The sequence below is a fragment of the Dermacoccus sp. NHGro5 genome (assembly GCF_017565385.1).
Taxonomy (GTDB): Bacteria; Actinomycetota; Actinomycetes; order Actinomycetales; family Dermatophilaceae; genus Dermacoccus; species Dermacoccus nishinomiyaensis.
In genome coordinates this window covers 1-14,412 of the sequence record NZ_JAGEKQ010000037.1, presented here as the reverse complement: position 1 = coordinate 14,412, position 14,412 = coordinate 1, and the positions used below count along the sequence as shown (strand labels likewise).

Genomic DNA, 14,412 nt, shown 5'->3' with positions numbered 1-14,412 from the left:
GGCCCTCGTCACTCTCGCTGAATGGGTACGGGGGATTTGAGGAGGAGGCACGACGCCCGCGAGCGAAGCGAGCGCGCGTCGCGCCGACGGAGTCCCTCCGCCCGTTCCGACAGCTCAACAACTCGCCCGGGCCGCCACAAGAGCGAAGTGAGCGCACGTCGCGCCGACGGAGTCCCTCCGCCCGTTCCGACAGCTCGGCCGCCCGCCCGGGCGCCACGGCACCCCACCCCTCGGTATCGCACCTGTCTCAACGGGCCACGCGCCCACGTCGGGGTCGTTAGCCTCGCAGGTGGTGTGTTCGTGGAGTGAGGAGTTCGTCGTGTCGGTGGGTGTGCAGCAGCAGGTGGAGCACGTCGATGTCGTCGTGATCGGTGCGGGGTTGTCGGGCGTCGGGGCGGCGTGTCGCATCCAGGAGGCGAATCCGGGCGTCGATTACGTCGTTCTCGAGGCGCGGGATGCGCTCGGTGGCACGTGGGATCAGTTCCGGTATCCGGGGGTGCGAACGGATTCGGACATGTACACGATGTCGTATCCGTTCGCGCCGTGGCATCAGGAGAAGGCGATCGCGGCGGGTGAGGACATCCTCGACTATATCCGTTCGACGGCCGACGCGTTCGGTGTGAGTGAGCGGATTCGTCTGCGGCACAAGGTCGTCAGCGCGGATTGGAGCAGTGCTGACGCGGTGTGGCGGCTGCGCGTCGACACGCCTGACGGCGAGGTCGAGACGACGGCCGGCTTCATCCACGCGTGCAGCGGTTACTACAGCTACGCCGAGCCGTATGCGGCGGATATCCCCGGTCTCGCGGAGTTCGCGGGCCAGGTCGTGCATGCGCAGTTCTGGCCGCAAGATCTCGACGTGGCGGGCCGGCGCGTCGTCGTCATCGGCTCGGGTGCGACGGCGATGACGCTCGTGCCGGCGCTCGCCGATCTCGGCGCGGAGGTGACGATGCTGCAGCGAACGCCGACGTATGTGCTCGCGCAGCCGTCGCGTGATCCGCTCGCGGCGGCGTTGGCGAAGATCCCGGACGAGCGGCTCAGCCCGCAGCGCAAGCACGCCGTCATGCGGGCGAAGAACGTTGCGGCGCAGTGGGCTTCGTACCAGACGGCGCGGCGCCTGCCGCGGGCGGCGCGTGCGGTGCTGCGTGCGAACGTCCGTCAGGGCGCGGGTGCGGAGCACGTCGACAGCTTCACCGCCCCGTATGCGCCGTGGGATCAGCGGTTGTGCATCGTGCCTGACGGCGACCTGTTCAAGGCGGTCAAGCACGGGCGTGCCAGGGTCGTCACCGACACGATCGCGAGCGTCGAGCCGGGCGGGGTGCGTACGGGTTCGGGTGAGCTGTTCGAGACCGACGTCATCGTCACGGCGACGGGTCTGGCCGTCGAGTTGCTCGGCGGCGCGAGCCTGCGCATCGACGGCGAGCCGGTCGACGTCTCGCAGCGTCTCGTCTACCGCGGCTGCATGCTCGAGGGCGTGCCGAACGCGGCGCTCTGCGTCGGCTACATCAACGCGTCGTGGAGCTTGCGCGGTGACCTGTCGCACCGGTTCGTCGCGCGGATGATCCAGCATCTGCGTGACGGCCGCTACCGCAGCGCGACGCCCGTCCCGCCGTCAGGGCTCGGCCGGCGCCCGCTGCTCGAGATGGATTCGGGCTATCTGCGCCGCGCGGCCGACATCATGCCGCGTCGCAGCGACGCCGCGCCGTGGACGATGCGGCAGAACTATCTCGCCGAGGCGCGCGAGATGCGCCGCCCGGACGTGACGACGGACGTCGTCTTCGCCTGAAGCGGAACTGCGAAGACGGATCCCACGGGCGGTGGAACCTGTTGTTGGACGCAGAGGTTGGCCGGACGGCCGAGTGCGGTGCTGAATGCATCACGAAGTTGGAGCATCGACGCAATGACCGGTAGCACCCGGTGAAGCGAGGACCTGTAGATCGGGGGGCGGACTAGACGGGCCTCGATGGCTCGGGCGCACCGTGCGCCGCGCCCGTTCAGTCCCGGGCGGCGAAGATACGGCGGAACACCACGAAGCGGATGACGGTGGCGATGGCGTTACCGACGGTCACCGTCACGGTGTCCCACAGCGTCGAGGCGTGCGGCCACTGGTGATGTTCGAGGGCGAGGGCACCGCTCGTCACGGCGAGCGTGACGACGAGGATGGCGAGGCTCTGCAGGTGAGCGTCACGGCCGCGTTCGTGGCCGGCCGCGTCGAACGTGAACCGCTGATTGACCCACGTGTTGAGCACCGTGCAGATGAGCAGCGCCAAGATGTTCGCGATCTGGTGGTTCATTCGCGTGTCGAGAACGGCGAACAACACCGTGTAGAGCACCGTCGAGGCGATGCCGACCATCGCGAAGCGCATCGCCTGCGCCGCTCCGGGGGAGCGCAGCGCGTCGAGGCGGCTGCTGCCTGGAGCGTTCGCCGTCATCGACTCGTCGCTCGAACCCGATGAGGTCGAAGCAGTAGAGACGGGCGCGGTCGTCGAGCGGTGCGCGGTGTCCGCGCCGGGCGTCGGGTTCACGATCGGTCCTCCTGAGACGATGGCCGCGGATCTTCGAGGGGCAGGGACACCGTGAAGCACGTGCGTCCCGGCCGGCTCTCCACCCGCACGGTACTGTGATGCGCCGCGACGACCGCATCGACGATCGACAACCCCAACCCCGTCGAGCCCTCCGTACGCGTTCGCGCTGCGTCCCCGCGCGTGAACCGCTCGAACAGGTGCGGCATGAACTCGGGCGGGATGCCAGGGCCGTCATCGGTGACGGTGAGCAGCACGTCGTCATCGCGCCGCGCGAGGCCGGCCGTCACCGTCGTGCCCGCCGGGGTGTGACGCCGCGCGTTGGCCAAGAGGTTGATGACGACCTGACGCAGGCGCGCCTCATCGCCGATGACCTCCGGGAAGTCCTCCAGATCCTCCGGCAGGTCGAGATGCCACACGTGCTCGGGCCCAGCCGCGTGCAGATCGCTGACGGTCTCGACGACGACGCGCGTCAGGTCGACCGGTTCGCGTTCGAGCTCGCGCCCTGCGTCGAGTCGGGCGAGCAACAGCAGGTCTTCGACGAGTGTCGTCATGCGTCCCGCTTCCGACTCGATGCGGCCCAGCGCATGCGTGACACCGACGGGAACCGGCTCCTTCTCGCGCCGCGACAACTCCGCGTAGCCACGGATCGATGCGAGTGGCGTGCGTAGCTCATGGCTGGCATCGGCGACGAACTGGCGCACCTGCATCTCGCTCTCGTGACGCGCGTCGAGCGCTGAGTCGACATGGTCGAGCAGGTTGTTCAGCGCCAACCCGACGGTGCCGACCTCGGTGTGATCGTCGGTCAGCGCCACCGGCACGCGCTCGTCGGTGCGCACGTCACCACGCCCCAGCGGCAGTTCAGAGACACGTTCCGCCGTCGCTGCCACCTGCTGCAGCGGCCGCAGGTTACGACGCACGAGCAGGAACGAGGCGCCCCCGATCGTGACGAGACCGAGCAGCCCCATGAGTGCGATGTTGCCGGCGAGCGCGCGGATGTTGTCGTCGATCGGCGCGAGCGGTAGCCCGATGAACGCGATGTCCCCGTCGGGCTTCGGCACACGCACGACGCGGTAGCGGCCGAGGGAGCCGTCGAAATCCATCGTCTTCGGCTTCGTGCCCAGGTCTGCCGTCGCGAGACTGCGAATCTGCGCTTGCGACAACGTCAACTGTGTGCCCGTCGCGGACGAGACGTAGTTCTGGTCGACCACGAGCGAATCAGGCGTCGACGACGCGTCGAGCGTCAGCCGCAGCACACTGCCCCCGAGGCCTGGTGCGCGACGGTGCGAGTCCTTGTCCGCCGGCCCGCCCCGCTCCGTGGTTCCCGCCGGCCCGCCGCCGACGGCGCGCTCGACGTCGATGAGTTGCTGATCGACCTGCTTCATCAGCGAAGTGCGCATCGACAGCACCGTCGCGGCCCCGATGAGCGTCAGCACGACGATGAACAGGGTGACGACGGACGCGAGCAGCTTCGAACGCAGCGTCCACCGGGCCGGGTTGAGGATCATGACGGGTCGCTGTCTCCCAGCTGCTCGATGGCGGGTGGTCGTCTCCGCGTGGGGATGGGGACGGGCTCCAGGCCTTCATCTTCGCCCGTGATCGCGTCGTGCTCGACGCGTTCTCGGGCAACGATCGCTGACGATGGATGCCCGCCGCCGCGATCAGCCGGCCGGCTTGAGCACGTAACCGGCGCCGCGCATCGTGTGGATCATCGGTTCGCGGCCGGCGTCGATCTTCTTGCGCAGGTAGCTGATGTACAACTCGACGACGTTCGCCTGCCCACCGAAGTCGTAGTGCCACACGCGATCGAGGATCTGCGCCTTGCTCAGCACGCGCTTCGGGTTGCGCATGAGGAAGCGAAGGAGCTCGAACTCCGTCGCCGTCAGGTTGATCTCGGTGCCGGCGCGCATCACCTCGTGGCTGTCCTCGTCGAGCGTCAGGTCGCCGACGGTGAGCAGCGACGTCTCCTCCTCGGCGAGCTGCACCGAGCGACGCAGCAGCGCCCGCACGCGCGCGACCACCTCTTCGAGGCTGAAGGGCTTCGTGACGTAGTCGTCGCCGCCCGCCGTCAGACCGGCGACACGATCCTCGACGGCGTCGCGTGCCGTCAGGAACAAGACCGGCAGCGCCGGGTCTTCGTCGCGCATGCGCCGCAGCACCTCGAGGCCGTCGAAGTCGGGCAGCATCATGTCGAGCACGACGGCGTCCGGCTTGAACTCCTTGGCCGTCTTGACGGCCGAGTTGCCCGTGGCCGCCGTCTTGATGTCCCACCCCTCGTAGCGCAGCGCCATCGAAAGCAGTTCGGTGAGGTTCGACTCGTCGTCGACGACGAGGACGCGGACGTTCGAGCCGTCAGGACGCTTCAGGGCAGGGGCAGCGGTGCTCATGACTCCGAGTCTGCGCCACCTGACTGTGTCCTTTCAATGCCGTTTCTGTGACGTTTCTGTGTGAGCGGCGAGCGGTGTGGTCCCACATGGCGCCGATGCGCACCGAGTGGGAGCGGGACGGGGAGGTCGACGTCGCATTCGGATGCGGTGGTGTTGCTCGCGGCGCTGCGCGCTCGTTCGTCGCCGAGACGGCCGCCGGGCCGATCGCGATGGCTCCGCCGGCCGATCTCCTCGGCGAGGTCGTCGATCGGGTGCCGCTCGTCGACGCCGTGGTACTCGCCGACGCGGTGCTCGCGCGTCATGAGCTGATGGCGAAGGACATGCTGAGCGAGTGGTCGACGAACCCACGCCTGCGCCAGGTTGCCCGTCTCGCCGACGGGCGCGCTGAATCGCCGATGGAGACGCCTGCGTCCGTTGTTCGTGCTGGCGGGCTTGCCGACGCCGGTGCTGCAGCACTCGGTACGCATCGAGGGAGTGAACCGGCGCTTCGACCTCGCATATCCGCAATGGCACCTCGCACGCGCACCGTGTGGGGAAGACGTGACGCCGCGTCGTCCCACTCGGCGTAGAACTGCACCGAGTGGGGAGAACCCCGACACTCGACGTCCCACTTGCCGCGCATCTGCGACAAGTGGGACGTGTGGTCGGCGCTCCTGCGGACGGACCGTCAGCGGGTGGCGACGACCTTGCGCAGCTGCGGGCGCGGGTCCGGAGCGGACAGGCGGGCGGCGTCGGATGCCTCGTCGGTGTCGAGCTCCTGCGACTTCACCTCGGCAGCGACCCGCTCGGTGTACGACTCGACCTCGGCGTCGCGCTGCTCCTGCGTCCAGCCCAGGATCGGCGCGATGATGTCGGCGACCTCGGCGGCCGCGTCGACGCCGCGGTGCTTCGTCTCGATCGACATGCGCGTGCGGCGCGCGAGGACGTCCTCGAGGTGCATCGCACCTTCGTCCGTGACGGCATACGCGATCTCGCAGCGCAGGTACTCGTCGGCGTTCGTGACGGGCTCGAGCAGCGACTCGTCGTCCTTCGACAGGGCGAGCACGTCGTACAGCTTCGAGCCGTAACGGTTGAGCAGGTGCTCGATGCGCCACTCGGGCAGGCCCGACTCGGCGGCGATCTCGTGCTTGAGGTTGAGCATCGCGGCGTAACCGTCGGCGCCGACGAGCGGCGTCACCTCCGTCACCGACTCCTTGATCGGGCCGAGGTCCTGGGCCGCGGCGTCGACGGCGTCGGCGGCCATGACGCGGTACGTCGTGTACTTGCCGCCGGCGATCGAGATGAGGCCCGGCTGCGGACGCGCGACGGCGTGCTCGCGCGACAGTGCGGAGGTGTCCTCGCTCTCGCCGGCGAGCAGCGGACGCAGACCGGCGAACACGCCGAGGATGTCGTCACGCGTCAGCGGCGAGGCGAGCACCGTGTTGACGTGCTCGAGGATGTAGTCGATGTCCTTGCTCGTCGCGGCGGGGTGCGCGACGTCGAGCGCCCAGTCGGTGTCGGTCGTGCCGATGAGCCACTGCTGGCCCCACGGGATGACGAACAGCACCGACTTCTCGGTGCGCAGGATCAGGCCGACCTCGCCGGCGATGCGGTCGCGCGGGACGAGGATGTGCACGCCCTTCGACGCGCGCACGCGGAAGCGGCCCTTGCCACCCGTCATCTTCTGGATGTCGTCGGTCCACACGCCCGTGCAGTTGATGACGACCTTGGCGCGCACGTCAGCCGTCTCGCCGGTCTCGACGTCGCGGATCTTCGCGCCGACGACACGGTCGGCCTCGGTGATGAGCGAGACGACCTCGGTCGAGTTGCGCACGATCGCGCCGTACTGCGCGGCGGTGCGGGCGACCGTCATCGTGTGACGTGCGTCGTCGGCCTGGCAGTCGTAGTAGCGGATCGAGCCGACCATCGCGTCGTTCTTGAGGCCGGGGAACATCTTCATCGTGCCGCTCTTCGTCAGGTGCTTCTGACGCGGGACGGAGCGGGCGCCGCCCATCTGGTCGTACATCGCGATACCGGTCGCGACGTACGGACGCTCCCACGCGCGGTGCGACAGCGGGTACAGGAACGCGACGGGGTGGACGAGGTGCGGCGCGATGCGCGTCATCATGAGCTCGCGCTCCTTGAGCGCCTCGGCGACGAGCGCGAAGTTGAGCTGCTCGAGGTAGCGCAGGCCACCGTGGAATAGCTTCGAGCTGCGGGACGACGTGCCGCTCGCGAAGTCGCGGGCCTCGACGAGACCCGTGCGCAGACCGCGCGTGACGGCGTCGAGCGCAGTGCCGGCGCCGGTGACGCCACCACCGATGACGAGGACGTCGAGCTCACGCTCGGTGAGTTCGCGCCAGGACTCGGCGCGCGAGCTGGGGCCCAACTGTGCGCTGTACGGGTGCATGGTCATCGAAAACCTCCACTGCCGGGTCGAAGGCGCGTCGGAGATCGCCGAGCCGCGCCGATTCTCTGGTCTTCCTTCAGCTTAGACCCGCCTGTTCGTCCCCGATACCGCCTGCGGGGGTGTCATTCCTCACCGGACGGCGGCGCAGCTCGCCGGGCCGCGTGGGCCACGCCCTGCCACGTGGGCCTCTCCCGGCAGCGTGGGCCTCTCCCGGCAGCGTGGGCCGCGACGAACTGCGCGAGTCCGATCGACCTGGTGGGTGGTCGACGAGATCGGTTGAGGTGCCGCTGGCCCCGTGCGAGCATGGGCGCAGAAGTAGACACGATCTCGAGGAGCTGTCTCATGGAGCACGCCATCACGTGGGTCCTGTGGGCCGTCACCGCCGTCGTTCCCTTCCTGGGCCTGGCCTGGTGCCTCACGTCGCCGCCGGCCGAGGTGCGTCGCACGCCTGAGATCGCTGAGACCTCGCCCGAGCGCTGACGTCGTCCCCGGCTGTCCCGAGGCGTGGGAACCGCCCCGGCTGCTTGATCCCTTGCGCGTGCCAGGGCCACGATGACGGGTGTGACGCGGAACATGTCCCCGTCCGACCTGCCGGGGTGCGCCTGACGTAGGCTTCATCGGTAGCATGAGTGGTGGTCGTCACATGCCACCGTCGAACGTCGAGAAAGGCACCCATGAGCCTCGGTCAGGTCTTCGTCAGCGAACTTCTCGGGACGGCGATTCTCATCGTCCTGGGTGTCGGAGTGGTGGCCAACGTGCTGCTGCCCCGCAACGGAGGCTTCGGGGGAGGGCCTCTGATGATCAACATCGGGTGGGGCTTCGCCGTCTTCGCCGGTGTCTTCGCCTCGTACAAGTCGGGCGCGCACCTCAACCCGGCCGTCACTCTGGGCATCCTCGCCTCGGGGGCCGATGAGTACGCGAAGGGCGTCGACATCAGCGTCGCGTCGACCTTCGTGTATCTCGCGGCGCAGTTCATCGGCGGCTTCATCGGTGCCGTCGTCGTCTGGGCCGCCTACAAGAAGCAGTTCGACGATCACGAGGACGCCCCGACGAACGTCTTCTCGACGGCTCCCGCCGTGCGCGCGCCGTTCTGGAACGTCGTCACCGAGGTCGTCGGCACGTTCATCCTCGTCTTCACGATCCTCGCGTTCACGAAGACCCCGAGCCAGGCCGGCCCGCTCAACGTCGCGTTCCTCGTCGTCGCGATCGGCGTCAGCCTGGGTGGCCCGACGGGTTATGCCATCAACCCCGCCCGTGACCTCGCTCCGCGTCTCGCGCACTTCGTCCTGCCGATCCCGCGCAAGGACGACTCCAACTGGGGTTACGCCTGGGTGCCGGTCGTCGGCCCCGTCATCGGTGGTGTGCTCGCCGGTCTCGCCGCCCACGCCTACATCGGCTGACGCAGAAGCGCACACTGGACACCAGCAGCATCGAACACGGATCGCACGAGGAGTGAACATGGCTGACAAGGCAGAGAAGAAGTACGTCGCCGCCATCGACCAGGGCACGACGAGCACGCGCTGCATGATCTTCGACCATGACGGCGAGGTCGTCGCCGTCGCGCAGATGGAGCACCAGCAGGTCTTCCCGAAGGCGGGCTGGGTCGAGCACGACGCCCTCGAGATCTGGACGAACACGCGCAAGGTCTGTGCCGAGGCCCTCGCAAAGGGTGACCTCGACTCCGACGACATCGCCGCCGTCGGCATCACCAACCAGCGTGAGACGACGCTCGTGTGGGACAAGAACACCGGCAAGCCGGTCTACAACGCGATCGTCTGGCAGGACACGCGCACCGACGCGATCTGCAAGGAACTCGCCGGTGACGCAGGCAGCGAGAAGTACAAGGACGTGTGCGGTCTGCCGCTCGCGACGTACTTCGCCGGCCCGAAGGCCAAGTGGATCCTCGACAACGTCGACGGCGCCCGCGAGAAGGCCGAGAAGGGCGACCTGCTGTTCGGAACGATGGACACGTGGGTCATCTGGAACATGACGGGCGGGCCGAAGGGCGGCGTCCACGTCACCGACGTCACCAACGCCTCACGCACGATGCTGATGAACCTCGACACCCTCGAGTGGGACGAGGACATCGCGAAGGACATGGGCATCCCCATGTCGATGCTGCCTGAGATCCGCAGCAGCAGCGAGGTCTACGGCAAGGTGCGTCACCGCGGCATCCTCAAGGACGTGCCGATCTCCGGCGCGCTCGGCGACCAGCAGGCCGCGACGTTCGGCCAGGTCTGCTTCGAGCCCGGCACCGCGAAGAACACGTACGGCACGGGCAACTTCCTCATCCTCAACACGGGTGAGGAGAAGGTGATGAGCAAGAACGGCCTGCTCACGACCGTCTGCTACAAGATCGGCGACGAGAAGCCCGTCTATGCACTCGAGGGTTCGATCGCCGTCACCGGCTCGCTCGTGCAGTGGCTGCGTGACAACCTCAAGCTCATCAAGGACGCCAAGGAAGTCGAGAAGTACGCGAAGGAGGTCGACGACAACGGCGACGTCTACGTCGTCCCCGCCTTCTCCGGCCTGTTCGCGCCGCACTGGCGTAGCGACGCGCGCGGCGCCATCGTCGGCCTCACCCGCTTCGCGAACCGCGGCCACATCTGCCGCGCCGCCCTCGAGGCCGTCGCGTTCCAGAGCCAAGAGGTCGTCAAGGCAATGAACGCCGACTCCGGCGTCGACCTCACCGAGCTCAAGGTCGACGGCGGCATGGTCGTCAACGAGACACTCATGCAGTTCCAGAGCGACCTGCTCGACGTCGACGTCATCCGCCCGAAGATCAACGAGACAACCGCGCTCGGCGCCGCGTACGCCGCGGGGCTCGCCGTCGGGTTCTGGAAGGACCTCGACGACTTGCGCCGTCAGTGGGCCGAGAGCAAGCGTTGGGAGCCGTCGATGGACGACGCAGAGCGTCAGCGTCTGCTCGAGCGCTGGGGTCAGGCCGTCGAGCGCACGCTCGACTGGGCTGAGTGATCGCCCACCCCTGACCGACGACCGCACCCCCTGCCTCGGTGCAGGGGGGGGGCGGTCGTCGGTCGTCGCGGCGCGGTGAAACGTCCCCGGCGGGCGGCGTTGCTCGGTAAGGTTCGAGACATGTTCGTCGTCAGCGTGTGCAGCCTCAAGGGCGGGGTGGGCAAGACGTCCGTCGTGCTCGGCCTCGCCGCCGCAGCGCGGGCGAGGGGGCTGACGACGCTCGTCGTCGACCTCGATCCGCAGGGGGATGCGACGTACGCGTTGGGCGTCGACGCTCCCGGGGCCGTCAGTGCTGACGTGCTGGAGCGGCCGAAGCGCAAGGTGCTCGAGCGCGCCATCGTGCCGGCCGGCTGGCCGCGCGGCAACGCCGATCTGCACGTGCTGCCGAGTTCGGACGCGACGGCGAACCTCGACAGGCCCGACGCCGACGGCGAGCAGTTGCACACGCTGCGCACCGCGCTCGGCAAGCTCGACTACGACCTCGTTCTCATCGACGCGCCGCCGTCCCTGAGCGGCCTGACGCGCAGTGCGCTCGTCGCGAGCGACCGCGCCGTCGTCGTGACGGAGGCAGGTGCGTTCGCCGTCAACGCCGTGACGCGACTGTTCGCGGCGATCGACGAGATCCGCCGCACCGAGGCCGGCGGGTTGCAACCGCTCGGCATCGTCCTCAATCGGTACAAGCCGTCGATGGCGGAGCAGCGCGCGCAGCGGGCCGCGCTCGAGCGCGCGTTCGGCCCGCTCGTGCTCTCGCCGACGCTGCCCGATCGCGCGGTCGTCCCGAAGGCTCAGGGAGCACGCGCACCCCTCGACGCGATGTCCGGTGGCGCCGCGGCGCTCCAGGGCTTCGAGCTTCTCCTCGGACGCATCGAGCGAGCGTCGCGGCTGACGCGTCGCAGTGATCGGCGGGCGTCCGCGTCAGCATGACGCGTTTCTCATCGCCGACCCGCGCAACCCACATGGGTCTCATGCGTCTATACGGTCATGAACGGGGTGGACGGACGGCGCGTGGGGTGCGTGCCGAACGACAAGAGGATCGGCGAAGCTGCGCCACAATCCACCGCCATGACACCCTGTAGAGTCGGAACCTATGCATCGCTGAGCCCGGCGGGTTGCGCCCGCGCCCCGCGCCGAAGGGCGAGTCCACGCGCCCAACACGTGACGGGAGGAGACGCCATGACGTTGATCGTCGTGCCCATCCCCCTCCCCCCGTGGGCGATGACGGCCGGGGACGCGACCTCCCGTCGCGCGCGTCGCGACGCTGCGTCGTCCCGCCGCGATTCCGCGGCCGGCATGCCGGATGACGGCCACGGCGAACCCGAGGGTCTCGACCTCGACGAGCTCTACACGAACACCTACCACGACATGGTTCGGCTGGCGCGGCAGTTCGTCGACGACGTCGAGTCGGCGCAGGACGTCGTCCACGACGCGTTCCTGGGCCTGTACCGCAACCGTCACAACCTCGAATCGCCGGCGAACGCGCGCGCCTACCTGCGCACGGCCGTGATGAATCAGGCGCGCTCGGCGCTACGCCGTCGACGCACCGCGCGCGAACACATGGCCGTCGCCGAGCCCGAGACGGCACCCGGCTCCGACGAACCCGTCCTCCTCGCCGACGAGCACGCCGAGGTGCTGCGTCACCTCGACGCGTTGCCGGCGCGGATGAAAGAGGTGCTCGTCCTGCGTTACTGGGAGGGGCTCAGCGAGGCAGAGATCGCGAAGACCCTCGGCATCAGCACAGGAACCGTGAAATCGCAGGCTTCCCGCGCGATGAAGAAACTGACGGTATCCATCCGAGGCAACGATGGGTGAGTTGCGACCTGACGACTTCACCGCCTTCGAAGCGACGCTTCGAGAGGCGCTGTCGGCGCGGGCCCACACCGTCAGCCCCGCGACGCTCAACGTCGCGAAGATGGAAGCGCTGCGCGAAGCCCTGACGATGCCGCACGGGGCGGGAGGCTCCGGTTCTACGGGCTCGTCTGGTTCGTCCGGCGGCTCGGGTGGTTCCGGCGGTATCGGCGCGGGTGGCAGCGTGAGCACCTGGGCCGCAGGTGGCCTCGTCCTCACCGCCGCAGCGTCGGCAGCGTTCGGCCTCGTCTACATGGGCAAGGATTCGGCGCGGTACGAGACGCGCACCGCTGCGTCCCAGACGAGCGCTGCCGGCTCGCAGGGCGCGCCGCCCACCTCCGGCGCGCCGTCCGCGACGCAGCCGACGGGCGCGGCGTCGTCCGAGGCGACGAATCCGTCTTCGGCGTCGGTGGCATCGTCGACGGCAGGTACGTCCGATGTGCCGACGGCGAGCGATGCCGGCGCCAGCCGGTCATCAGCTAACGGCGCGACGTCGCTGCCGCCTGTGCCCGCGCGCTCGGTGGCGGCCGCGACGAGCGCTGACGCCGTCCCGACGATGCAGCCGACGAGCGCGCCGTCGATGCCCACCGGGCCGGGCACCGTCGTGGCAGACCCTCCGGCGACGAGCCATTCGACCACGTCGTCGACCACGGGTGACGTCCCCACCGCATCGTCGACCGCTGCCGCGACGACGAGCACCGTGCCGCCCGTGCCGCCGACGTCACCGGCCCAGCCGACTTCGTCACGTCCCACGGCACCGACGACGAGCATCGTCGTTCCGCCGACGACAGCGGAACCGACATCACCACAGCCGACAAGCCCGGAACCGACGTCGCCGACGACGAGCATCATCAACCCGCCGACGACGACGGAACCGACCTCGCCAGAGACGACGACTCCACAGCCGACAAGCCCGGAACCGACCTCGCCAGAGGCGACGACTCCACAGCCGACAAGCCCGGAACCGACGTCGCCGACGACGAGCATCGTCGTTCCGCCGACGACAGCGGAACCGACATCACCGCCGGCGACGAGCCCGGAACCGACGTCGCCGACGACGAGCATCGTCAACCCGCCGACGACGACGGAACCGACGTCGCCGCAGCCCACGTCGCCTGAGCCGAGTACGTCGACCGGCCCGACGACGCCCCCTGCGCCGGGGACAGGCTTTGATCCGGCGTGGGGTCGGGGGCTCCAGATCGGTCGATGGATGTGCTTCGATCCGGTCCGTGTCGGAGGTACGAACGCACCTGCCGGATGGCAGGTGCTCGACCTCCAGGAGATCCAGGTCATCTTCCCGTGGGCGCAGTTCCCGTGGGGTGCCACGGCGTGGTGCGCGCCCATGACCCTCGGCAGCGGCGGCTGACCGGCCGCGCTGTCGTCAGCCGGGGTCGACCATGGTGACGCCGGGTCGCTGCGAGTGTGCGCGGACGCGTTCGGCGTTGGTCTGATCCGGTCCGAGGGCGCGTCGTCGGGCGCCGGCCGGGTCGTTGCCGTACGACTCGTGGCGGGCCATGAGACGGGCCAGGCGTCGCTCGGCTGAGGGAGTGAGCATCCACGCCGCGTCGAACAGCAGCGCCAGGCGGGCCCAGGGCTCCTCGTCAAGAAGCACGTAATTGCCTTCGACGATGACGAGTTGTGTGTCGGCGGGCACCTTGATCGCGCCGGCCACCGCGTCTTCGATCTCTCGGCGGAACTCGGGGGCCCAGATCGTCGGATCGCCGGGTCGCTGGGCGTGGATGCGTTCGACGAGCGTGACGAAGCCGTGCGCGTCAAACGTCTCGGGCGCGCCCTTGACGTCCGTCATGGCCCGGCTTTCGAGGACGCTGTGCGCGAGGTGAAAGCCGTCCATCGGCACGACGGCGGCCGTGACGCCGGCCTGGTCGGCGTCGAGCAGCAAGCGGGCGGCCGCCGTCGACTTCCCTGCGCCCGGCTCGCCGGCAAGACCGAGCAGGACGCGTGAGCCGCTCTGACAGTGTTCGATGACGGCGGCGCTGGCCTCGTCCAAGGGGATCATGCGGTCATTCCTCTCGTCTCGGCGCAGCCTACCGCCAGCCCTCAGAGAGGGCCCGTGCCCGAGCCTGCGCCCGTCCTCAACGGCGATTCCTGTCCCCATCTGCGAATTTCCCTAAGTGCCAGCCTGGTCGTGAGTCACTTGTGTTGAGGAGGCGTGGTGTTCACGGTCGAGGAAAAGCGGGATGCGGTAGTGACGTATCTGGGGTTGGCGTTCGGGCAGAAAACGGCGTGGTTGGCGCAGCAGCCGTTCCCGGGGAGTCAGTTACGTCGCTGTCGTAGT

13 protein-coding genes are annotated in these 14,412 nt (G+C 68.9%); 7 read left to right on the top strand and 6 right to left on the bottom strand.

The window, feature by feature from the left end; all coding sequences use genetic code 11:
• Positions 1–292 precede the first annotated feature (292 nt).
• A complete protein-coding gene (locus J4Z35_RS12975; protein ID WP_347813550.1) occupies positions 293–1,783 on the top strand; it encodes an NAD(P)/FAD-dependent oxidoreductase in 1,491 nt (496 codons plus the stop codon).
• Positions 1,784–1,991: 208 nt separating this feature from the next.
• Here J4Z35_RS12975 and J4Z35_RS12970 read toward each other — a convergent pair whose 3' ends face one another.
• The 3 genes from J4Z35_RS12970 to J4Z35_RS12960 all read right to left on the bottom strand — a co-directional run bounded on the left by J4Z35_RS12970 (position 1,992) and on the right by J4Z35_RS12960 (position 4,906).
• On the bottom strand, positions 1,992–2,522 hold the full coding sequence (locus J4Z35_RS12970; protein ID WP_062257044.1) for a GtrA family protein: 531 nt from the start codon (positions 2,520–2,522) through the stop codon (positions 1,992–1,994).
• A complete protein-coding gene (locus tag J4Z35_RS12965) occupies positions 2,519–4,027 on the bottom strand; it encodes an ATP-binding protein (RefSeq protein WP_208065642.1) in 1,509 nt (502 codons plus the stop codon). The genes J4Z35_RS12970 and J4Z35_RS12965 overlap by 4 nt, the downstream gene beginning before the upstream one ends.
• Before the next feature lie 153 nt (positions 4,028–4,180).
• Positions 4,181–4,906: a response regulator transcription factor gene (locus J4Z35_RS12960; protein ID WP_062257047.1), complete on the bottom strand. Its 726-nt coding sequence runs from the start codon at positions 4,904–4,906 to the stop codon at positions 4,181–4,183.
• A gap of 95 nt (positions 4,907–5,001) precedes the next feature.
• Between J4Z35_RS12960 and J4Z35_RS12955 the strand changes: the two genes are divergently transcribed.
• On the top strand, positions 5,002–5,475 hold the full coding sequence (locus tag J4Z35_RS12955; protein WP_143181190.1) for a hypothetical protein: 474 nt from the start codon (positions 5,002–5,004) through the stop codon (positions 5,473–5,475).
• A gap of 98 nt (positions 5,476–5,573) precedes the next feature.
• On the opposite strand, the gene J4Z35_RS12950 is transcribed toward J4Z35_RS12955, so the two are convergent.
• Complete coding sequence (locus tag J4Z35_RS12950) at positions 5,574–7,301, bottom strand: glycerol-3-phosphate dehydrogenase/oxidase (protein WP_006946713.1); 1,728 nt, start codon at positions 7,299–7,301, stop codon at positions 5,574–5,576.
• A gap of 336 nt (positions 7,302–7,637) precedes the next feature.
• Here J4Z35_RS12950 and J4Z35_RS12945 point away from each other — a divergent pair, with 336 nt between their 5' ends.
• The 5 genes from J4Z35_RS12945 to J4Z35_RS12925 all read left to right on the top strand — a co-directional run bounded on the left by J4Z35_RS12945 (position 7,638) and on the right by J4Z35_RS12925 (position 12,080).
• Entirely contained in the window at positions 7,638–7,775 is a 138-nt protein-coding gene (locus J4Z35_RS12945) for a hypothetical protein (RefSeq protein WP_006946717.1), read from the top strand.
• A 194-nt stretch (positions 7,776–7,969) separates the two neighbouring features.
• Positions 7,970–8,695 (top strand): MIP/aquaporin family protein, encoded by a 726-nt coding sequence (locus J4Z35_RS12940; protein ID WP_006946749.1) that lies wholly within the window; start codon positions 7,970–7,972, stop codon positions 8,693–8,695.
• Positions 8,696–8,753: 58 nt separating this feature from the next.
• On the top strand, positions 8,754–10,271 hold the full coding sequence (glpK, locus tag J4Z35_RS12935) for a glycerol kinase GlpK (protein ID WP_074039807.1): 1,518 nt from the start codon (positions 8,754–8,756) through the stop codon (positions 10,269–10,271).
• 120 nt (positions 10,272–10,391) lie between these two features.
• On the top strand, positions 10,392–11,195 hold the full coding sequence (locus tag J4Z35_RS12930; protein ID WP_074039769.1) for a ParA family protein: 804 nt from the start codon (positions 10,392–10,394) through the stop codon (positions 11,193–11,195).
• Positions 11,196–11,444: 249 nt separating this feature from the next.
• Positions 11,445–12,080 carry a sigma-70 family RNA polymerase sigma factor gene (locus J4Z35_RS12925; protein ID WP_208065641.1) on the top strand — a complete coding sequence of 212 codons (636 nt, stop codon included), beginning with the start codon at positions 11,445–11,447 and terminating at the stop codon, positions 12,078–12,080.
• A 285-nt stretch (positions 12,081–12,365) separates the two neighbouring features.
• Here J4Z35_RS12925 and J4Z35_RS12920 read toward each other — a convergent pair whose 3' ends face one another.
• Together J4Z35_RS12920 and J4Z35_RS12915 are read right to left on the bottom strand one after the other, a co-directional pair.
• Positions 12,366–13,226, bottom strand: a complete 861-nt coding sequence (locus J4Z35_RS12920; protein ID WP_208065640.1) for a hypothetical protein — start codon at positions 13,224–13,226, stop codon at positions 12,366–12,368.
• Between the two features lie 271 nt (positions 13,227–13,497).
• Positions 13,498–14,133, bottom strand: coding sequence for a hypothetical protein (locus tag J4Z35_RS12915; RefSeq protein WP_006944150.1), 636 nt, complete (start codon positions 14,131–14,133; stop codon positions 13,498–13,500).
• Positions 14,134–14,412 lie beyond the last annotated feature (279 nt).